Annotated in this window: 19 protein-coding genes; 13 read left to right on the plus strand and 6 right to left on the minus strand. The window is 32.9% G+C overall.

Features of this window, described 5'->3' with window-relative positions:
* Nucleotides 1-5 precede the first annotated feature (5 nt).
* From lptC to BM024_RS04395, 4 genes are all read left to right on the plus strand, one after another.
* Nucleotides 6-569: an LPS export ABC transporter periplasmic protein LptC gene (gene lptC, locus BM024_RS04375; RefSeq protein WP_090678237.1), complete on the plus strand. Its 564-nt coding sequence runs from the start codon at nt 6-8 to the stop codon at nt 567-569.
* 462 nt (nt 570-1,031) lie between these two features.
* Nucleotides 1,032-3,137 (plus strand): peptidylprolyl isomerase, encoded by a 2,106-nt coding sequence (locus tag BM024_RS04385; RefSeq protein WP_090678239.1) that lies wholly within the window; start codon nt 1,032-1,034, stop codon nt 3,135-3,137.
* Between the two features lie 191 nt (nt 3,138-3,328).
* Entirely contained in the window at nt 3,329-4,201 is an 873-nt protein-coding gene (gene fabD / locus BM024_RS04390) for an ACP S-malonyltransferase (RefSeq protein ID WP_090678240.1), read from the plus strand.
* Between the two features lie 53 nt (nt 4,202-4,254).
* Nucleotides 4,255-5,436, plus strand: coding sequence for a multidrug effflux MFS transporter (locus BM024_RS04395; protein WP_090678241.1), 1,182 nt, complete (start codon nt 4,255-4,257; stop codon nt 5,434-5,436).
* Nucleotides 5,437-5,508: 72 nt separating this feature from the next.
* Here the strand turns inward: BM024_RS04395 and BM024_RS04400 are convergent, their stop codons facing one another.
* Complete coding sequence (locus BM024_RS04400; protein ID WP_090678242.1) at nt 5,509-6,639, minus strand: DegT/DnrJ/EryC1/StrS family aminotransferase; 1,131 nt, start codon at nt 6,637-6,639, stop codon at nt 5,509-5,511.
* Nucleotides 6,640-6,807: 168 nt separating this feature from the next.
* Between BM024_RS04400 and BM024_RS04405 the strand changes: the two genes are divergently transcribed.
* Nucleotides 6,808-8,043, plus strand: coding sequence for a 3-deoxy-D-manno-octulosonic acid transferase (locus BM024_RS04405; protein WP_090678243.1), 1,236 nt, complete (start codon nt 6,808-6,810; stop codon nt 8,041-8,043).
* 212 nt (nt 8,044-8,255) lie between these two features.
* Here the strand turns inward: BM024_RS04405 and BM024_RS04410 are convergent, their stop codons facing one another.
* Complete coding sequence (locus BM024_RS04410; protein WP_090678244.1) at nt 8,256-9,095, minus strand: aldo/keto reductase; 840 nt, start codon at nt 9,093-9,095, stop codon at nt 8,256-8,258.
* 168 nt (nt 9,096-9,263) lie between these two features.
* On the opposite strand from BM024_RS04410, the gene BM024_RS04415 reads away from it, so the two are divergent.
* From BM024_RS04415 to BM024_RS04445, 7 genes are all read left to right on the plus strand, one after another.
* A complete protein-coding gene (locus BM024_RS04415; protein ID WP_090678245.1) occupies nt 9,264-9,740 on the plus strand; it encodes a DUF4252 domain-containing protein in 477 nt (158 codons plus the stop codon).
* A gap of 1 nt (nt 9,741) precedes the next feature.
* Nucleotides 9,742-10,230 (plus strand): RNA polymerase sigma factor, encoded by a 489-nt coding sequence (locus tag BM024_RS04420; RefSeq protein WP_090678246.1) that lies wholly within the window; start codon nt 9,742-9,744, stop codon nt 10,228-10,230.
* Nucleotides 10,227-10,742: a hypothetical protein gene (locus BM024_RS04425; RefSeq protein ID WP_090678247.1), complete on the plus strand. Its 516-nt coding sequence runs from the start codon at nt 10,227-10,229 to the stop codon at nt 10,740-10,742. The genes BM024_RS04420 and BM024_RS04425 overlap by 4 nt, the downstream gene beginning before the upstream one ends.
* A gap of 4 nt (nt 10,743-10,746) precedes the next feature.
* Nucleotides 10,747-11,226: a DUF4252 domain-containing protein gene (locus tag BM024_RS04430; RefSeq protein WP_090678248.1), complete on the plus strand. Its 480-nt coding sequence runs from the start codon at nt 10,747-10,749 to the stop codon at nt 11,224-11,226.
* Between the two features lie 199 nt (nt 11,227-11,425).
* Nucleotides 11,426-13,588 (plus strand): S46 family peptidase, encoded by a 2,163-nt coding sequence (locus tag BM024_RS04435; RefSeq protein ID WP_090678249.1) that lies wholly within the window; start codon nt 11,426-11,428, stop codon nt 13,586-13,588.
* Between the two features lie 122 nt (nt 13,589-13,710).
* Entirely contained in the window at nt 13,711-13,944 is a 234-nt protein-coding gene (locus tag BM024_RS04440) for a hypothetical protein (RefSeq protein ID WP_090678250.1), read from the plus strand.
* Nucleotides 13,945-14,146: 202 nt separating this feature from the next.
* Nucleotides 14,147-15,001, plus strand: a complete 855-nt coding sequence (locus tag BM024_RS04445; protein WP_090678251.1) for an aminoglycoside 6-adenylyltransferase — start codon at nt 14,147-14,149, stop codon at nt 14,999-15,001.
* A 4-nt stretch (nt 15,002-15,005) separates the two neighbouring features.
* On the opposite strand, the gene BM024_RS04450 is transcribed toward BM024_RS04445, so the two are convergent.
* Entirely contained in the window at nt 15,006-16,514 is a 1,509-nt protein-coding gene (locus tag BM024_RS04450) for a GH3 auxin-responsive promoter family protein (protein WP_090678252.1), read from the minus strand.
* A 109-nt stretch (nt 16,515-16,623) separates the two neighbouring features.
* On the opposite strand from BM024_RS04450, the gene BM024_RS04455 reads away from it, so the two are divergent.
* Nucleotides 16,624-17,418 (plus strand): DUF2797 domain-containing protein, encoded by a 795-nt coding sequence (locus BM024_RS04455; protein ID WP_090678253.1) that lies wholly within the window; start codon nt 16,624-16,626, stop codon nt 17,416-17,418.
* Nucleotides 17,419-17,498: 80 nt separating this feature from the next.
* On the opposite strand, the gene BM024_RS04460 is transcribed toward BM024_RS04455, so the two are convergent.
* The 3 genes from BM024_RS04460 to BM024_RS04470 form a co-directional block, all read right to left on the minus strand.
* On the minus strand, nt 17,499-18,197 hold the full coding sequence (locus BM024_RS04460) for an SIMPL domain-containing protein (RefSeq protein ID WP_090678254.1): 699 nt from the start codon (nt 18,195-18,197) through the stop codon (nt 17,499-17,501).
* 138 nt (nt 18,198-18,335) lie between these two features.
* Complete coding sequence (locus BM024_RS04465) at nt 18,336-20,276, minus strand: OmpA family protein (protein ID WP_090678255.1); 1,941 nt, start codon at nt 20,274-20,276, stop codon at nt 18,336-18,338.
* Nucleotides 20,277-20,288: 12 nt separating this feature from the next.
* Entirely contained in the window at nt 20,289-21,218 is a 930-nt protein-coding gene (locus BM024_RS04470; RefSeq protein WP_090678256.1) for a PorP/SprF family type IX secretion system membrane protein, read from the minus strand.
* Nucleotides 21,219-21,240: the final 22 nt, after the last annotated feature.

Here is a 21,240-nt window from a genome sequence, read left to right on the forward strand (position 1 = left end):
ACACAATGGATAGAACTTTAAAAAAAACACTTTTAAACAAGTGGGGACTATTGTTCTTAACATTACCTATGCTACTTTCTTGTGAAAGCAATTTCAAAGACATTCAGCGTATTAATAAAGTTACCTTCTATCCTTCTGGAGATGCAGAAAATATCTTATTAAACTACGTCGACTCTGGAAAAACTAAAGCTATATTAAAGAGCACTAAAATGCTCGACTATCAACAAGTAAAATATCCATTTACAGAATTTCCAACTGGGATTCATCTTACATTTTTCGATGATGAGTTTAATAAAAATTACGTAGTCTCAGACTACGCTATAAGTTATGCAACTACGGAACTAATAGATTTGAGAGGAAATGTTGTAATCACAACTCATGACGGAAATGTTCTTGAGGCCGACCAATTATACTTCGACCAAAAAAACAGCTGGATATATACAGAAGGAAAGTACAAAATATCGGATAAAGACCAAAGCTTTACACAAGGTATTGGATTAGATTCGGACAGTGAATTCAAAACTATAAAAGCTAAGAACAGCTATGCAGAAAGCATAAAAAAAGACTAAAAACATGACAATAATAAAAATCATATCTTATTTCTATTTAGCGTTTGCTATATTATTCATCTACCTTGGCATTGAGCAAATCATAAATGGTGAAAAATTCTGGATGAGTTTCTTAATTGCCGCTATAGCAGCATTCATGTTCTTTTTTAGAAGAAAAAACCTTAAGAAAATGCAAGATCACCAAAATCGTAAAAACTAGTAATCAAACTAGTTTTTTTTTAAAAACATACTCGACTTAACAATCTTTATAAAGATTGTTTTTCATCAAAAAAAAACCAAAATATTAACATTCACTATTTTTCCAATAACTACAAAACAATAATTTTTATCATGTTTTAGCTATAATGGCAAATGAAATACCTTGTATTTCTTTATATATTAAAAAATAAAGAAGTCTTCTTTCATTATTAAATAGATAATTGTATTTTCGCTCACGGAAAAATTTACACATAACAAATAAACATGGCAGTTTTATCAAAAATTAGACAGAAATCCGTATTATTAATTGCGGTGATTGGAATTGCATTACTAGCATTCATAATCGGAGACTTGGTAAACAGTGGAAGTTTAAATTCAGGCTCTCGAAATGTAGGAAGCATTAATGGCGTAGAAATAAACACACAGGAATTCCTACACAAAGTAGCACAAGCCGAACAAAACGGTAAGATGAGCAACGCTCAAGCTAACCAAGCTGTTTGGAATCAAGAGCTAAATTCCATAATTCTTACATCAGAGTTCGAAAAATTAGGTTTACAAATTGGTAAAGACCAATTGATAAATGTAATTAAGCAAAATCCAAACTTTGCAAGTAATCCACAATTTCAAAACCAACTTGGTCAATTTGATATAGCTAAATTCAACGAGTTTGTTTTAGGTATGAAAAATGCTGGACAAGATCAATGGAACTCATGGTTAAGCTATGAAAAAGAATTAGAAAAAGTAGGTATTCAACAAATGTACAATGCTTTAATTACTGCATCTATTTACACTACGTCTACAGATGCAAAAGCAGTATACAAAAGTGAAAACGATAAAGTAAGCTTTGACTATGTTACTGTTGCTTACTCAACTATCAACAACGAAGAAGTAAAAGTAAGTGACGATGAAATCTCTACTTACATTAAGCAACATGAAAATAAATTTAAATCTGACTTTACGCGTGAGATAGAATATGCTTTCATAGACGGTTCTCCATCAGAACAAGACAAGGAAGAAGTTAAAGAACGAGTTGCAGATTTATTAAAGCCTACAGTTGTATATAATGCTTCAACAAGCACAAACGATACTGTTGCAGGTTTTAAGACAACTAAAAACGTTATCGATTATGTAAACACAAACTCAGATGTAAAATTTGACAGCGTTTACTACACTAAAAGCGACTTACCTTTAGAATTTCAAGAACAATTATTCAATCTTACTCCAGGAGAAGTATTTGGTCCATACTATTTTAATGACCATTACTGCTTAACTCGTTTGGTTAATAAAAAACAAGGTGAAAAAGTAAAAGCTGCTCACATCCTAATTACTTTTGAAGGATCTCAAGCTCCACAATCAAATCCTCGTTCTAAAGAAGAAGCAAAAGCAGAAGCTGACAGACTACTTAAGGAAGTGCAAGCTAATCCAGAGAAATTTGGAGAATTAGCGCAATTAAATTCAGAAGATCCAGGTTCAAAAAACACAGCTGGTGAGTATGATAATATCTCAAGAGGACAAATGGTACCTCAATTTGATGCATTCATTTTCGACAATCCAGTTGGTAAAATAGGAGTTGTAGAAACTGATTTCGGTTACCATGTAATAAAAGTTATCGAGAAAAAAGAGGCTGTTCAATTAGCTACTATTGCTCAAAAGATAGAAATTTCTGACGCAACTGGAGACGTAATATACACACAAGCGACAAAACTTGAACAAGATGCAGCTTCAGGTAATTTAGAAGAATTAGCAACTCAAATGAAGTTAGCTTTCCAAAAAGACATAACAGTACGTCCATTTGACGAACAACTTCCAGTTGTTGGTAACCAAAGAACTGTTATCTCATGGGCTTTTGGTAGAGATTCAAAAGTAGGTGACATCAAACGTTTTGACATCTCTGATGGATATATCGTAGCGAGATTAAAATCTAAAAATGACACAGGTCTACTTTCAGTAACTGAAGCAAGAGCAACTGTTGAACCAATATTAATGGATGAAAAGAAAGCAACTTTAATTCGCCAAAAAATGAATGGAGCAACAATTGAAGAAATAGCTTCTAAAAGTGGAGCTGCAATAGCTTCAGTAAGTGATGCAACTCTACAAAACCCACTAATAACTAATATCGGTCAAGAAGCAAAAGTAGTTGGAACTGCATTTGCAACCGCAGTAGGTCAAAACTCAAAATTAGTTGATGGAACAAAAGGTGTTTATATGGTTAAAACAAAAGCTATAAACAAAGCTCCTGAATTACCAAACTACAACAACTATAAGCAAAAAGAATCTATTGCTAATAAAAATAGCGCATCTTCAAAAGCTTTAAATGCTTTGAAAAATGCTGCTGAAATTAAAGATAACAGAGTCGGAACAGTTTTATAAACCAACTCTCACATTTTAAAAAAGCTGTCTCTTCTTCAAAAGAGACAGCTTTTTTTATGTTTATAGGTCAACTCCCCTTTTCTCATTAGTATGAAAAGTTAGATAAATAGCTTATTTTTGTCGCTTTATTTATAATTAGAAAAACGATTCTTCCCTCAAAAAGAATCTTACTAAAATTAAAACATCACAGTATGAAAGCATATGTTTTTCCTGGGCAAGGTGCTCAGTTTACAGGAATGGGTAAAGACTTATACGAAACTTCAGAAGTTGCGAAAGAGCTTTTTGAAAAAGCGAATCAAATCTTAGGTTTTAGAATTACAGACATAATGTTTGAAGGAACTGCGGAACAACTTAAAGAAACAAAAGTAACGCAGCCTGCTGTTTTTTTACATTCTGTTATTTCAGCGATGACATTAGAAAACTTTAAACCAGAGATGGTAGCAGGACACTCTTTAGGAGAATTTTCAGCTCTAGTAGCCAATGGAACTCTTACTTTTGAAGATGCTTTAAAATTAGTTTCTCAACGAGCTTTAGCAATGCAAAAAGCTTGTGAAATTACCCCTTCAACTATGGCAGCAGTATTAGGGCTAGAAGATAAAGTTGTTGAAGATATTTGTGCATCAATTGACGGTATTGTAGTAGCTGCAAATTACAATTGTCCTGGTCAACTTGTAATCTCTGGAGAAACAACTGCTGTTGAGAAAGCATGTGAAGCACTTAAAGAAGCAGGAGCTAAAAGAGCTTTATTACTACCTGTTGGAGGTGCATTTCACTCTCCAATGATGGAACCAGCAAGAGAAGAACTTGCTGCTGCCATAGAGGCAACCACCTTCTCTACACCAACATGTCCAGTATATCAAAATGTTACTGCGAATGCGGTTAGTGATGCTGAATCAATAAAGAAAAACTTAATACTTCAATTAACTGCACCTGTTCGTTGGACACAATCCATACAACAAATGATAGCTGATGGAGCTAGTTCTTTTACAGAAGTTGGTCCTGGAAAAGTTTTAGTAGGCTTGATAAAAAAGATTGACAAAGACGCTGAAACGCATTCAGCTTAAATAACCTCTAAATCCTTGATAAACTCAAGGATTTTTTATTTGATAATAGCATTTTGAAAACACTCAACATACAAGAATGGATTCTAATCCTAACATTAGTCAGCTTAACGGCTTTAGGTCCTCTCGCCATTGACATGTATCTACCTGCATTTCCGACCATCGCTCATGATTTGCAAACTGATATACAAAAAGTTCAAATTTCGCTCTCTACCTTTTTAGGGGGATTAGCCTTAGGACAATTATTTTGGGGGCCAATATCTGACCGTTTTGGAGCAAAAAAACCAATACTAATTTCTCTTTCAATTTTTGTTCTGGCTTCTTACGCTTGCATAGAAGTAAAAAATATAGAATGGATGTGGTTTTATCGATTTACACAAGCATTTGGAAGTAGTGGTGGTTTAGTAATTGCTAGATCCATTGTAAACAAACGTTTTGAAAAAGACCAAACGTTAAAGATATTCGGGATTTTAGCTTTAATTGGGGGAATAGCCCCAATAGTAGCTCCAATTTTAGGAAACGTTATTTTAAAATACCTTGAGTGGCGCCACGTTTTCTCTGCTATGGCAGGTTTTGCAATCTTAAGTATAATGATGGTATTTACATTTTTAAAAGAAGACTTTTCCAATAGACTTCCCTCTCTAAACTTATTAGAGGTTTTTAGAAATTATGCTCTTCTATTTAAAAATAAACATTTTATAACTTATACAGTTATAGGCAGTATTGCCTTTAGTTGTTTAATGTTATATATTTCAAACTCACCAGTATTAGTCATGGAAGTTGGCGGTTTAGACAGTACCGCTTTTAGTTTTGTGTTTGGACTTAATTCTTGCGGAATTTTAATAGGAGCTTTTTTAACTTCTACTATTTTAAACAGAAGATTGAAACCAAAAAACATATTAAAACTAGGAACATCAATGCAGTCAATTTCCGCATTGGTTTTATTAATGTTATTATTAATGGATGCATCCATTTTTCTGCAGTTGATACCACTATTCTTTTTTGTAATGCCCCTAGGTATGTTGTTCCCAACATCGACTGCATTAGCTATGCAACCTTTTAAAGCTGAGTCAGGTACTGCCTCTGCCCTTTTTGGATCATCTCAATTAGCTTTCACCTTTTTAACTTCTCTCTTATTAAACAGCCTTAATAATGGCTCTATGACTATAGTAGCTCTTGCTTTATTTGTTTGTGCATTTACTGGCTTTATTATTAATCAAACCACAACATCCAAATAATATACTTTCAACTCGTATGTAAACAAAAAACCACCTATAAATAGGTGGCTTTTTGTTTACATATATATTATCTTACTTTAAGAATTCAAGAATAGCATCTGTAATAAACACTAATTGATCTTCATCAAGTTCTGAATGCATAGGAAGAGAAAGTACTTCTTCTACCAATTGATTCGTCACCGTAAAATCAGCTTCATTATAGCGTGAATCTAAATACGCTTTTTGTCTGTGCAAAGGAATAGGGTAATAAATAGCACATGGAATATCTTTAGACTGTAAATGAGCCATTAATCCGTTTCTGTCTGCATTTACGATACGCAATGTGTATTGGTGAAACACATGACTATCTTCATCTCCTTCAACAATAGGTGTAATGATGTTTGGATGATTAGCTAATGCATTAGAATAAGCATTTGCAGCATTTCTTCTTGCAGTGTTATAACTGTCTAATTTTGGCAGTTTTGCATTTAGAACCGCAGCTTGAATACTATCTAATCTAGAATTTACTCCTACCACATCATGATGATAACGTTCATACATTCCATGATTAACAATTCCACGAATAACATGAGCTAAGTCATCATCATTTGTAAAAATAGCACCTCCATCTCCATAACAACCTAAGTTTTTAGATGGGAAAAATGACGTCGCAGCTATGTGTCCGATAGAACCAGCTTTTTTCTTTGTCCCATTACTATAAGTATAAGAAGCACCAATACCTTGAGCATTGTCCTCAATTACATACAAATTGTGTTCTTCAGCCAATTTCATTATCTCTTCCATAGGTGCCACTTGACCAAATAAGTGAACAGGAACAATTGCTTTTGTTTTAGGAGTGATAGCATTTCTAATAGCCTCTACAGAAATATTAAAATTACTAGGATCAACATCTACTAAAACCGGAGTCAATTGTAACAATGCAATAACCTCAACAGTTGCAGCAAAAGTAAAATCTGCAGTTATCACCTCATCTCCAGGCTTCAATCCCAATCCCATCATTGCTATTTGCAAAGCATCTGTTCCATTCGCACATGGGATTACGTGTTTCACTCCTAGATATTCTTCTAAGCCCTTTTGAAAAGTATGCACTTGTGGTCCGTTTATAAAAGAAGTGTTTTCCAAAATCTCTTGAATCGATTGGTTTACGATTTCCTTAATTCCTTCATATTGACTTTTCAAGTCAACCATTTGAATTTTTCTCATTTTATTTTTTATATTTTTAAGCAGACATCCCCTTGTTTAACAACACCTTACACGTTACACCTACTTTCTATTATTTAATTTTTTAAGCCCTACAAAAGTAATAATTTATCGGTTTAACCGATATTAATTATCAAAAGAAACGTAATTTCGTTTTTCAAATATTTTTATATGTTTTTTATATACAATCTCCTTATAAAATTCGCTACTACTTTTCTTTCTTTCATTGCGTTTTTTAACCCTAAGATGAAATTATTCGTTGATGGAAGAAATCAATGGTGGAAAAAAATAGAAGAACACATTCAACCAACGGATCGTGTTTTTTGGATACACGCAGCCTCATTAGGAGAATACGAACAAGGTCTTCCATTAATAGAAGAACTAAAAAAGAGGTTTCCAAACTATAAAATCGTATTAACTTTCTTCTCTCCGTCTGGTTATGAAGTAAAAAAAAATAGCACAATCGCTGATATAGTTCTCTATCTTCCGATGGATACAAAAAGCAATGTCAAAAGGTTTTTAAATTTAGTGCATCCTGAAAAAGTATTCTTCATAAAATATGAATATTGGCCAAACTACTTAAACGCTTTAAAAACAAGAAAAATAGAGACCTATCTTGTTTCAGGTATTTTTCGTCCAAATCAGGTTTTCTTTAAATGGTATGGAGGTTTTTATCGCAAAGCTCTTTACGCATTCACTCATTTTTTTGTACAAAATGAAAAGTCGGAATTATTGCTTCAACGATTAAAACACACTAATATTACAATAGTCGGTGACACACGCTTCGATAGAGTATCTCAAATATTAGAGAATGATAATAAATTAGAGTTTTTAGATGAATTCACTTCCTCTAAAACCATTCCTACTATTGTAATAGGTAGCTCGTGGCCTGAGGATCACTTACTATTAACAGAGTATATAAATAACACCTCTAAAAAAACTAAGTTTATAATAGCTCCTCACAATATAAAGGAAACTGAAATAACGGATTTAGTATCTAAGCTAAAAGTTCCAAATATTCTGTATTCTGAACGTTCAGACAAAAACATTGAAGATTACAAAGTATTTATCATCGACACTTACAGCCTTCTAACTAAAGCATACAGCTATGCTGACATTGCTTATATAGGTGGTGGATTCGGTACGGGTATTCACAATATATTAGAAGCAGCTACCTTTGGAGTACCTGTAATTATAGGTCCAAACTATAAAAAGTTCCAAGAGGCTAAAGACTTAATTTCTTTAAAAGGATGTTTCGTTGTTCATGATGCAGAAGAAATGAAATTCCAGTTTGATTATTTCTTAGACAATAAAGCAGACCGCATAAAAACAGCTTCGATTAATAGTAGCTTCATACTAAAAAACAAGAATGCGACGGATAAAATTATAAATCACATTTTTAAATAATTCCTTTTACAAAGCATCACTATACATAGATGAATGCTAGCTAATAACTCTTATATAGAATCTAGAATCTACAATTGCCCTATTCCAATATAGTTGAGTTAGACTAAATTTGAACGCTTTTAAAAATACTTATGTAGCTACCAAAAATAAAACTCCCATCTTCAACAGATGGGAGTTTTGTTTTCTAACCTTATAAAAGAAATTCTCATTCTTTAAAATTCCACTTCACTCGGATTCAACCCTGAACCTCCAATATAAGGAAGTGCGTCTATACGATTTACATCCTCATCAGAAATAATAAAACCATAAACATCTAGGTTGTTTTTAATTCGTTCAGGAGTCACAGATTTTGGTAACGGAAGATGTCCTTTTTGAAGCACCCAGCGGATACATAATTGTGCCACACTAACATTATACTTTTTAGCTATCGCAATCAGAACCTCATTATCTAGCATTTTTCCCGATCCTAAAGGGCTCCAAGCCTCAATTAATATTGATTCCTTTTCACACAGAGCAATTGTATCTTCTTGCATAAAACCAGGGTGAAACTCAATTTGATTAACCATTGGCTTTATAGTAGCAGTTGGTAATAACGCTTCTAAATGTTCTCTCATAAAATTACTCACACCAATAGCTTTAACCTTACCTTCCTCATATAGTTTCTCCAATGATTTCCAAGAAGATGCATTAATATCTCGCCAATTATCAAATTGCTTCGCATTAGCAGGCCAATGCAATAGATACATATCCATATACTCTAAATTCAACTTTTTCAAACTCACTTCAAAAGCTTTTAAAGTTTCTTCATACCCCCTATCGGAATTCCATAGCTTACTAGTTACAAATATTTCTTCGCGCTTTAGATTTGATTGATTAATTGCTTTTCCAACACTCACTTCATTACCATAAACCGCAGCAGTATCAATATGTCTATATCCCACTTCTAAAGCTGTACTAACCGCATTAAAGGCTAATTCACCTTCTTTTATTTGCCATGTTCCGAATCCAACTTGAGGTACAGTAACCCCATTTTTCAATTTGTATACTTTCATAATTTCATTTTTTAAAAATGTCTTCTGCTAAGAAAAACTAGAGGTTCAAATTACAAAAACTTTAGAGAAAGAAAAAAACTTACTTCATTTTGTAACAAAAAACATGATTACAAAGTCTTACATATAAACGACGTCGAAATACAATATTAAACAACTAACTTTATTATTATGAAAAAATTATTTATAACAATCGTATGCATCACGCTTTTTAGTCAAGTCGGAGTTGCTCAAAATCTAGACAAATTATTAAAAAAGGCTGCAAAAGCAGAGAATGTCGATAGCTTTAAAGTAGATGGACTTGTTTTATGGTTGGGAAAGATGTTTGGAGCAGCTTCGGAACTTCCAAGCTCTTTAAAAAGCATAAGTAAAATTGAAATACATGACTTATCAACTAGTGATGAGAAGCTTAAACTTGAAGTTAATGAAGAGATTAAAAGTCTAAATTCTAGTGGCAATTATGAAACGTTAAGTCACATTAAAAATAAAGGAGAAAACATTAAAGTACTATTAAGAAAAGAAAAAAAATCTATTAGAGAGTTTCTAGTATTAGTTTCTAAAGATAATTCTCCTAAGATTATTAGAATTTTCGGTAACATTGATGAAAAAGATTTAGCAACGTTAATGAATAAATACGATTCTCAATAAGATGAAAGAAGATGAATTCAAAAATATTTTCATCCCTTATCATCCAAAGCTATATCGAATTGCCTTTCGATTTGTTCAAGACTCTGATGTTGCTTCAGACATGGTTCAAGAAGTTTATATTAAACTATGGTCTCAAAGAAACAAACTGGGTAGCATTAAGAATCCTGAAGCTTACTCCGTAACCTGCTTGCGAAACTTATGCCTAGACCACTTGAAGAAAACTAAAAAAGAGATTTCTTTTGAACAATTATCAGACAAGAAGGCTATTGAAGAAGTACAAGACTGGTCAGATGAGACTAAAGTCATTCAAAAAATTTTAGAAACATTACCAGAGCAACAACGAACTGCTTTTTGGTTAAAGCATTGGGAAGAATATTCGAATGAAGAGATTGAAGAACAGCTAGGAATGAGTGCTATTAACCTTAGGGTTAGTTTGTCAAGAGCAAGAAAAACAATTAAAGAACAATTTTTAAAGTGGAGAAAAGGATGAAAAACACAGTAAACATAAAGGAACTTATTACTTTATATTTTGAGGGTAAAACCAACACTCAACAAGAATCTTTTCTTAAAGAATTTTTCAGCCAAGAGAATATACCCGAAGCTTACAAAAAAGAGCAATTGCTAATGCAGGCACTATTTCAAAAGGACGATATATCAATTCCGACTGATTTAGAGCAGAAACTACATTCCACTATTAATTCTTTGGCGCTCCAAGAAAAACAACACAAACTCTTTGCTTTTAATAAATGGAAATGGATGGCAGTTGCCGCTATTTTAACTATTGCTATTTCGCTGCCATTGTACTTTAACCAAATAACACAACATGATGAAACGGCACAAATATCACAAGTAGATAAGAACAAAATTCAAGAAGCACAGAAAGCACTATTGTTACTTTCCAAAAATTACAATAAGGGTCTTGAACAGTTGACTATGTCACAAGAAACTCTTTCAGAAAGTACGCGTGCATTAAATAAACACCTAATTATTTCAAATCCATAATACTATGAGAAAAAACATTTTATATATCATCTCTTTTTTATTTTTAGGAATACAAGGGTTGTATGCTCAAAATAAATTATTTGACAAACTAGCAAACAATGATAATGTAACAGTAGTTTATATTTCAAAAGCATTATTAGACATGATGCCCAATTTAGAAGCCACAGCTGGAAATACAGATTTAAAAAAACTAGCTAACAAACTAGAGCAGATAGAAATCTACACTTGTGATGATGATTCAAAAACGATTAAGTTGATGCAAACAGAAATGAAAGCTTTATTACAAGATAAATCCTATGCGTCCTTGATGAGTATAAAAGAAAAGAACCAATTTGTGAATTTCTTCGGGAATAAACAAAATGACCGCTATAAAGATCTTATAATGACAGTAGATGAAGGAAAATCTGTCACAATAATAAGAATCAAAGGTAATTTTACTTCTGACGATGTGAAAGATGTAATAAAAAAAACTAGTACCAAATAAATCAATCTCATTAAATATTATAAGCGCCTTGTTTTACAAGGCGTTCTTTTTTTATAACACACTCTATACATGCTTCTTAAAACCACGAAACCTATCTAACACAAGTAGTGAAATTCATCTATAGTTCGGTTAATTAGTTCTATTTCCGAGCTTTATTATAAAATTGTATCTTGCTGAAAATTTTCATAACAATTATACAATGAATAGACGCATAAAAAATTTATTCAAAGCACTAGTACTATGTGTAGCTTTTCCTATCTATGCACAACAAGGCGGTATGTGGATTCCTTCTTTATTAGAAGGTATGAATGCAACCGAAATGGAGAGTTTAGGAATGAAGATGTCTGTGAAAGACATTTATGATGTAAACGAATCAAGCTTAAAAGATGCTGTACCCCACTTTAATGGTGGATGTACATCTGAAGTTATTTCTCCTGAAGGTCTTTTATTGACTAATCACCATTGTGGTTATGGACAAATTCAAGCTCACTCATCTGTTGAAAACAATTATTTAGAAAATGGTTTTTGGGCGAAAACTAAAAATGAAGAACTTGCTAATAATGATTTAGAAGTTACATTTATCGTTAAAATTGAAGACGTAACTCCTCAAATACTTGCTGGAATTGAACCAAATGATTCAGAAAGTGAGAAACAAGGCAAAATTCAATACAACATTGCACAAACCACGTCGAATTTTGCAAAAGAAAATTGGCAAGAAAATAAAATCAGATCCTTCTATGAAGGTAATCAATATATCCTATTTGTAACTGAAACATTCAAAGATGTTCGATTAGTAGGGGCACCACCATCTTCAATAGGTAAATTCGGTTCAGATACAGATAACTGGGTATGGCCACGTCATACAGGAGATTTCGCATTATTCCGCATATATGCCGATAAAAACAACAGACCTGCATCCTATTCAAAAGACAACGTCCCTTATACTCCAAAACACTTCTTACCTATATCTTTAGATGGTGTAGCGGAAGATGATTTCACTATGGTGTTTGGTTATCCTGGCAGAACTCAAGAATACTTACCATCATTTGCAGTAGAACAAATACTAAATGATTTAAACCCAGCAAAAATTGGTATTAGAGATGTAGCCTTAAAAGTTACTAATGAGTTTATGAGAAATGACGAAGCAATTAAAATTCAATACGCTTCTAAATATGCTGGAATTGCTAACTATTGGAAAAAGTGGATTGGAGAAAGTCAAGGATTAGAAAAATCAAACACAGTAGGTGCTAAAAAAGAATTTGAAGCAGATTTCAGCAAACGAGTTCAAGAAAAAGGAAAAGAAGCTGAATACGGAACTTTACTTTCGTCCTTTGACGAGCTTTATACAGAAATAGCACCCTATGCATTAGCTAGAGATTTTTACATGGAAGCAGGTTTACGAAATGTAGAACTACTTGTTGCAGGTTACCGATTATATCAATTAGAACGTTCCTTTAAAGGCGAACAATCGTTTAATGATAGAAAAGAGAACTTACTAGCAAGCATGGAGAGCTTTTACAAGAATTACAACAGCAAAGTAGATGAAAGTGTTTTTGAGGCTGTAATTGGATTATACGCAAAAAAATCTCCAAGTGAATTTCTAGCCCCGAACTTAACCAATGTAGATGTTTCAAAACTTGGAACTAATATCTATAAAGAAAGTAAACTAACTTCTTTTGAAGGTTTCAAAGAACTTTTAAAAGGAGATTCTAAAGCAGTATTTAAGAGATTGCAAAAAGACCCTGGTTATGCGTTAACGAAAACTATGGCTGAAAACTATCTTCAAAAAGTACAACCAGAATACGACCGTTTAAATACTGAAATAGAGGCATTACAAAGAACCTATATGAAAGCACAACTAGAATTATATCCTGATGCACGTATTTTCCCAGATGCTAATAGTACTTTGCGTATTACATATGGTAAAGTAAAAGGATATGCTCCTAAAGACGCAGTATATTATGAGCCAGTTACCTATTTAGAAGGTATTATGGAAAAATATGTTCCAAATGATTACGAATTTGATGTGAATCAAAAACTGATTGACCTTTACAAGAATAAAGATTACGGAATTTACGCTGATACAAACGGAAAACTACCTGTGAATTTTATTGGAACAAATCATACAACTGGAGGAAATTCAGGAAGCCCAGCTATTGACGCTTCAGGTAATTTAATCGGTTTAAACTTCGACAGAGTATGGGAAGGAACTATGAGTGACATTTATTACGACCCAGAGATTTGTCGCAATATTATGGTGGACGCACGCTACATTTTGTTCATCATAGACAAGTTTGCGAATGCTTCTCATTTGATTGAAGAGATGAAACTAGTTCATCCAAAGAAAACAACAACAAAATAGATTGATTTCCAACAACTTACGTGCTATTATTTTTTTTAAAAAAAAAGTTGCAAAAAGTTTTACGAATCAAAAAATTTATATCTTTGTCTCGAATTAATAATTAACTTTTATAATTTAGTAAGATGAAAAAAATTGTATTAAGCGTTGCTTTAGTAGCTATGATGGGTGTTTCTTTTGTATCTTGTAAAGATACTGCAAAAGAGCCTGCTGTTGAAGAAACTACAATCGAAGCTACAACTGAAGAAGTTGCTCCAGCAGTAACTGAAGAAGTTCAAGTAGAAGAAGTTGTAACTGAAGGAACTGAAGAAGTTGCTCCAGTAGCTACAGAAGAAGTAAAAGTAGAAGAAGTAAAATAATCTTTGCTTTCAAGCTTTATAAAAAGATCCTCGCTAGTCGAGGATTTTTTCTTTTATACCATTTCGCATCTGTATTTCAGAAAAAATAGTGGATCTCTAGGCAGTAATTTGCACTTTTCTAACAACGCTTATTTTATTATTTAAAAACTTCCTTCTATATTTATTATTTTTGAGTAGATATGTAAAAATATTCAACTTGAAAATGATGAGAGATACTGAGAAATTACTTTTAGAATTTGCACAGCAAAACTCCAAAATTAGGGTTGTGCTTTTAAATGGTTCGAGAGCGAATCCATTAATTGCCGAGGATGATTATCAAGATTACGACATCCTTTTTATAGTTGAAGACATTGACAGCTTTAAGAATGATGACAGTTGGCGTTCTTTTCTAGGAACCCCAATCTTACAGCAATTACCCGACACTATGACACTCGGAAATGAAGACAACCAAAATAGACTTTCATTTGCATATTTAATGATTTTTGAAGACGGTAGTCGCATAGACTTAACCCTATTTCCAGTAGAAAAATTTCATTCTCATTTTAAAATTGACAGTTTAACTCAGGTTTTATTAGACAAAGACAACTTCTTTGTAGATTCTTTCGAATCCAATGATTGCGATTATCATATCCAGAAACCTACAGAAATTGAGTTTCTAGAAGTTTCAAATGAATTTTGGTGGGTTAGCACCTATGTGGTAAAAGGACTATTAAGAAAAGAAATCACTTATGCAAAAGACATGATGGAAACTGTTTGTCGTCCCATGTTCATGAAAATGATTGAATGGAACATAGGAATTGAGCATGATTTTTCTATTTCTTTTGGAAAATCAGGAAAGAACATTCAAAAACTTCTACCTACTGAGGACTATATCAATGTTTTGAAAACCTATTCCGATGCAAATCTTAAAGCCAATTGGGAGGCCCTTCTATCCATGGCAACTTATTTTAGTAAACTACAAACGAAAATATCATTGAAACTTAATTTTAAACAAAACTTTTTTGAAACACATCAAGGTTTGCACTATCTAAATAAGCACAAACCTTTAGATTTGTAAAGTATTATTGCACCAATAGTTCCTCTAATAACTTTCTATCGTTAGAAAGTCTTGGTATTTTATGCTGCCCACCTAATTTATCGTTTTTCTTAAGCCAGTCATGAAATAAACCTATAGGTGCCTCATGAAAAACCAAAGGGTTCAAGGTCATATTATTAGCTCTTTTAGCCTCATAATCTGAATTTAAACTTTGCAAATTAATATCTAATGCTTTTGCAAAAGCCTGAACGTCTTCTGGAGCTTTTGTGAATTCCACAAGCCATTCATGTGCTCCTTTTTCCTTACCATCCATAAATATAGGACCAACCGTATATTCTGCAACAGCAGCATTAAATTTGGAACACGTCATGGCCAAAGCACGATCCGTATTTTCAATCATTAATTCTTCTCCAAAAACATTTATATGATGTTTTGTACGACCTGTAATTTTTAGCCTATATGGTAATAGTGAAGTAAAGCGAACAGTATCACCTATAATATAGCGCAACAAACCTGCATTGGTAGTGATAACCATTGCATAATTAACGCCCAATTGAACTTCTGACAATGGGATTACCCGTTGATTTAAAGTACCAAAGTTACTCATAGGAATAAACTCGTAAAAAATACCATAATCTAACATTAACAATAACTCATTCGAATCACTTTGATCTTGGATGGCAAAAAATCCCTCCGAAGCATTGTAAGTTTCATAATACTTAAAGTCAGCTTTAGGAAACAACTTGTTATATTGTTCTCTATATGGTTCGAAACTAACACCTCCATGAAAATACACTTCTGCATTAGGCCATAATTCCAACAGATTATCATATCCGGAATCTTGAACAATTCTATGCAACAACACTAACATCCAAGAAGGAACGCCTACTAAACTAGTTACATTCTCATTCTTTGTCTCTTTGACGATTGCCTTCATCTTACTTTCCCACTCATTCATAAGAGAAGTCTTATTACTTGGCGTACTGCTAAACTCTGCCCAAAAAGGCAAATTATCAATTAAGATTGCTGATAAATCACCGAAAATCGTATTGTTATCTTCATATAGCTGCTTACTACCACCCAATCGAAGACTCTTACCAGTAAATAATTGTGAGTCTTCATTATTGTTCAAATATAAACACAACAAGTCCTTAGCAGCTTTGTAATGACAATTTTCAAGAGCATCATTACTCACTGGAATAAACTTACTTTTAGCATTTGTTGTTCCACTAGACTTAGCAAACCACTTTATAGGCTCATGCCATAGTACATTATTTTCACCTCTACGACTTCTTTCAATGTAAGGTTCAAATTCTTCATAAGTGTACAATGGAACTCTTGATGCAAAGGTTTGATAATTCTTAATAGACGAGAAATCGTACTTCTTCCCCAATACAGTTTGAGAATTGGCTTGAATCAAATTAAATAGCAACTCCTGTTGCACTTCATTTGGAAATTTTCGAAATAAATCAATCTGATGTATTCTCTTCTTTAATATCCAAGAAGCTATGGAGTTAATAATAGTGAAAGCCATATTCTAAGGTTTATATTATAGCAATTTACTTCTTTCTAGAAGTAGGGATTCTATCAACAAAAAATGTTTTCGTATTTTTACCCCGTACCCAAAAATAACAATTTTCTTTATGCAATACGAAGGAGTTTTAAATAAAATGCAAACAGAGTGGAATCATCCTATTTCCTACTACCTGACTTTTAAAAATAGCTTTATCAATATCAATCAAATATTAGACAGAAATATCAAGATAGAATTCAAAGGATATGAATGTCTAAACTGTGGCCAAGCAAAAAAAATATTCAGACAAGGATTTTGTTATGATTGCTTTATGAGTAGTCCCGCTGTAGGAGATTGGATTATGCGTCCAGAATTAAGTACAGCTCATTTAGGTATTGAAGATAGAGATCTAAACTATGAGTCTAGAGTTCAACTACAGCCTCACATCGTCTATTTAGCTGTCGCAAGTGACGTTAAAGTTGGAGTAACGAGAAAGACACAAGTTCCTACTCGTTGGATTGACCAAGGGGCTTCAAAGGCTATAGAAATAGTTGAAGTACCTAACCGCTATTTAGCAGGAATTACGGAAGTAGCTTTAAAAGATATGTTTACAGATAAAACGAATTGGAGAAAAATGCTTCAAAACGATATATTAGACGTGGATTTAGCAAAAATAAGAAGTGATTTAAAATCAAAATTACCTGATGAAGTTCAACCTTATTTTGAATCGACAAATTCAGAATTAATAAACATAGACTATCCAGTCCTAGAGTTCCCAACCAAGATTAAAAGTTTAAACCTTGAAAAAACACCTTGTTATGAAGGGGTTTTAAAAGGGATAAAAGGACAGTATTTACTATTTGAAGATGGTACTGTTTTCAACATACGAACTTATGAAGGCTATGTAGTTAACATTAGCCTGTAGTTTTTAAAACAAAAGAAGCCTTACTTTCAAAGAGTAAGGCTTCTTTTAGTTTAAAGCGAATTTCTATACCGCTATATATATTAGTTCAATATATATCGAATAGAAACTGTTGATGTGATTTCAATTTCACCAATTGCTAATGTCTCTTCCATAGCCCCAGCATCCGCAGCATAACCTTTTAACATCATGTTTCTAGGCATTGGTGATACAGAAGTATTTTGGTCTGAAACAAAAATAGCTTTGCCTATAGTTTGTCCTAAAGCTTTTGCATAATCATCTGCTTTTTTTCTTGCATCGGTTACTGCTTTCGTACGCACTTCTGTCTGATAATCTTCTATTTTAGAAGAACGAAAATCTACTCCTTGTATTTGATTTATTCCAGCGTTCATAAGTCCAACCATCAACTCTTCATACTTTTTCAAGTCTTTTAAAGTGATTACCATTGTTTGAGTTGCTTGGTAATAATCTGTTTTTGTTTCGTAATCTCTGTTCTTAAAAAGATTCACCCGTTGCGTTTGATAATCTTTCTCTGCTATTTTCATGCTTTTTACAAATGAAATAACTTTTGCTATAGAAGCATCATTTAATTTCTTTGCAGTTGCTGCGTCATCGGCTCTGTTTTCAACCCCAAATGAAATTACTACTTGGTCTGGGACAATACTTACTTTACCAATACCAGTAATGGCAATTTGTGGACTTGTTTCGATGGATTGACTGTTCTGTGCTGTCATAGTGAATGAAATAAATAGAACTGTGAATAATGTAATAAACTTTCTCATGTTATAATGTTTTCTATAAATATACCAAATACGATGCCAATTCAAAAAATGTTTTTGCACAAACCTTCTTCATCATAAAAAAAAACCTCAAGAACAATTGCTCTTGAGGTTTTAAAATAAAAAAGTATAAAATTAAGACTACTTTTCGATAACGATAAAGTCTGATCTTCTATTTGCGAAATGCTCTTCTTCTGAACATTTTACTCCATTCTTACAACGGTTTCTCAAACGAGTCTCACCATAACCAATGGCACTAATTACTCTTGCTGCATCTATTCCTTTAGAAACTATATACTGTTGTGTAGATTTCGCTCTATCATCAGATAATTTCAAGTTATAGGCATCTCTACCTCTTGAATCTGTATGTGATTCAATTTTGATTTTGATGTTAGGAAACTTAGTCATTGCATATACAACTCGATCCAACTCAATAGCAGCTTGTTCTGTAATACTTGATTTATCGAATTCAAAGAAAATTGGATTGATGTCTATTTTTTCTTGTTCATCTTCCACTTTAATTAAATCCTCATATTTCACTAATTCGAAATTAATATTTGGAATCTCATTACCATGTTTCCCAGCTAAAGGAACTGTTTTGCTTTCTGTTGAATGCCCTTCTTTAGACGCTTCTATACGCACTTTAGATCCACAAGGCACTTCAATACTATATTTACCGTCAATGTCCGATTTCACTTCTCCAATATAGTCATCAAACTCATCAAATGCTTTTACTGAACAAGCTATAATAGGAACACCATTTTTAACATTTGTAACTTTTCCACTGATAGTTTCAATACAAACATCTGGAGCCTTTTTAAAGCTATAAATATCATCATCTCCAGTTCCACCATCTCTGTTTGAAGACAAATAACCGTAACTGATTTTATCGTCAATAATGAAAGAGAAATCGTCTTTATTACTATTGACAGGCGCTCCTAAGTTTTTAGGATTTTCAAATTTCCAATCACCAATTTTCTTAGCTGAAAAAATATCTAATCCTCCAAGTCCATAATGACCTTCAGAAGCGAAGTAAAGAGTATTCTCAACAAAGAATGGGAACATATCGCGTCCTTCGGTATTAATAGTTGCTCCTAAATTCTTAGCATCTGTGATGTCTCCATCTTCAGTTACTCTTGCAACATAGATATCCGTTTCACCATAACCACCTGGCATATCTGAAACAAAAAACAACCATTTACCATCAGGACTAAGCGCTGGATGTCCAACTGAATAATCAACATCATTAATAGATACCTTCTCTGTTTTAACAACCTTGTTGTTCTCGATAGTACCTTTTAATATTTGTAGGTTATTAAACCCTTTATTACTCTTTAATTGTTTGTTCTTCTTAGATACGATATTCGTAGTAAAATAAACTGTTTTGCCATCTTTACTGAACGCTACAGTACCATCATGGTAAGGAGATCTGATTTCAGGAAAAACTACCTTATCATTAAACAAACTTCCATCTTCTGCGTTGCGATCTGCAACAAACATAGACAAGAAAGGTTGTTGATTCCAAGAATACAATTTACTATCTACTTGCAAACTATCTTTAGAAGAAGCAAAAACAACTTTATCTCCATAAAAAGAAGCTCCGAAATCAGACTTATTAGAATTAACTCCTAAATTACTCACGGTATATAAAGAAGTTGCTTGCGCTAAACTATCTGTATATTTTTTTTGCTTCGTATAGAAATCAATTTTATCTGCATTACCCTTTTGACGTAGATATTCTTTAGTTACCTCCTCAGCTCTTTCATAATTCTTAACACCTCTAAGTGATTGTTGGTATCTTAAGAAATATAAATCAGACAGATGCTCCCCTTTCATTTTGTATAATTTCTCATACCATTTCAAAGCATTTTTAGCATCATTTACATAAAAATTGGCATCTGCCGCATTTTGCACAAATTCAGCAGTTGGCTCTGAAATCTCGTCTAAATAAGTATTGTAAGCAGTTGCAGCCTCTAAATAGTGCATTCCTTCAAACCACTCATTAGCCTTTTTTAAGTTTTTGTTTTGCGCTACCCCAAAAGAAGTGGCTAGCACCAAAGCAATTACATATAGTTTTTTCATAAGTATCTTTTATTAAAAGAATCGTGGTGATTTTGTTTTATTGTACTTTTTACCCATTTGATATCTCAAAATGAATTCGTGCGAACCATTGTTATATTTATTGAAATCGGTTACACTGTAGTCATAAGAATATCCAACCATAAGTTCTGGAAGAAGTTGGAATCCAATTAAACCACTCACAGAATCATCAAAACGATAAGCCGCACCTAATGTAAGCATTTCTTGAATCAAGAAGTTTGCAGATACATCAACGGTTAAAGGAGCTCCTTTAACTGCACGCAACAAGAAAGTAGGTTTGAATTTCAAATTTGAAGATACGTCAAACACATATCCCCCCATTAAATAATAATGAAGCTCATTTGTAACCATAACTTCTTTGTCATCTAAATAATGGTCTGACTTCAAGAAATTAGGAACAGACCCTCCGATATACCAATTATTGTCATAAAGCATGAAACCAGCTCCAACTCTAGGCGAAAATTTATTATCTATATTCTCCGCAAACTTGATATCTCCTTGGTCTTCAAATCTACCTTTACTCCAATCTGTATTCATTAAATGAAAACCAGCTTTTAAACCTAAAGCTAATTTAGAAGTAACTCCAGTAGGAATACTATAAGAGAAATTTCCTTCAAAATATTGCTCCGTAGCAGGTCCTACTTTGTCATTTACAAAGTTAAAACCAAGACCTAATCTTTCATTTCCAAGCGGAGTATGAATAGATAAAGTTTGAGTAGATGGTGCTCCATCAACACCCATCCATTGAGAACGATGAGACAATACTCCTTCTAACGATCCAGTTGATCCAGTATATGCAGAGTTTATTGTCATCATATTGTACATGTATTGAGTATGCTGTGGGTCTTGCTGAGCATAAACCGATGCTGTACCTACACACGCCAATGTTAATATTGTTTGGCTTATTTTATTTATGAATTTCATAGTATCTAAATGTTTGTGAATT

The sequence above is a fragment of the Myroides guanonis genome (genome assembly GCF_900114085.1).
Lineage (GTDB): Bacteria > Bacteroidota > Bacteroidia > Flavobacteriales > Flavobacteriaceae > Flavobacterium > Flavobacterium guanonis.